The 1250-nt window shown below is 69.0% G+C and carries 1 protein-coding gene; it reads right to left on the reverse strand.

Translation table 11 applies throughout. From position 1 onward, the window contains the following. A partial coding sequence (locus tag NNI01S_RS32890; protein ID WP_157115174.1) for a condensation domain-containing protein occupies nucleotides 1-1250 on the reverse strand: 1250 nt, incomplete at both ends.

Raw genomic sequence — 1250 nt, forward strand, 5'->3', positions numbered from 1 at the left:
GGCGGTGGTGAGTACGCAGACCGGGTTGGCGTCTTCGAGCATGAATTCCAGTCGCTGCACGGGGTAGCTGGTATCGATCGGCAGGTACGCCGCGCCCGCGATCAGCACACCGAGCAGGGCCACGGGCAGTTCCTCGGTGCGCGGCATCGCGACCGCTACCACCGATTCCGGGCCCGCGCCGTGGGCGATCAACGCGCGCGCGACCTGGTTGGCGCGGCGATGCAACTCATCGAAGGTCAAGCTGACCTCGCCGTAGCGGATCGCGACCGCCTCGGGCCGGTTACGGGCCTGGGTGGTGATGACATCGACCAACGTCACCTCCGGCACGAGCGCGCCGGGAGTGGACCATTCGTGCAGCACCAGCTCCCGCTCACCGGGGGCCAGCACATCGATATCACCCACCACCACCGAGGCGTCCGCGGCGATGGCGGCCAGGATCCGGGTGAACCGGTCGGCGAAATCACGCACCGTCGCGGCGTCGAACAGATCGGTGGCATAGGTGAACGCCGCCGACAACCCGCCCGCCCCGCCGTGGCGGTCGAGGTTCTCCGCCACCGCCAACTGCAGATCGAACTTCGCCAGCCCCACCGCCAGATCCAGCCCCGACACCGACAACCCCGGCAACGCCAACTCCGGCACCGTCAGGTTCTGGAAGGTCAACATCACCTGGAACAACGGATGCCGCGCCGGGGAACGCGGCGGATCCAGCACCTCCACCAACCGTTCGAACGGCACATCCGCATGCCCGAACGCCGCCACATCCACCGACCGCACCCCCGCCAGCAACTGCGTGAACCGCGCGCCGGGATCGATGTCGGTGCGCAACACCAGCGTGTTGACGAACATCCCGATCAGATCGTCCAACGCCGCCTCACCACGCCCGGCCACCGGCGTGCCCACCGCGACATCCCGGGAGCCCGACAACCGCGCCAGCAACACCGCCAACGCCGCGTGCACCACCATGAACACCGTCGCGTTGTGTTCCTGCGCCAGCCGGCTCAACCCCGCATGCACCCCGGCGTCGATCTCGAAACCCAGCGTCGCCCCGTGATACGACGACACCGCGGGCCGCGCCCGATCCGCGGGCAGATCCACCTGCTCGGGCAGCCCCGCCAACACCTCACGCCAATACCCCACCTGCGCCGCCAGCACCGACGCCGGATCGGACTCATCCCCCAGAATCTCCCGCTGCCACAACGTGTAATCCGCGTACTGCACCTCCAACGCCGGCCACTGCGGCGCCCCGCCCC

The sequence above is a fragment of the Nocardia niwae NBRC 108934 = DSM 45340 genome (genome assembly GCF_001613465.1).
Classification (GTDB): domain Bacteria; phylum Actinomycetota; class Actinomycetes; order Mycobacteriales; family Mycobacteriaceae; genus Nocardia; species Nocardia niwae.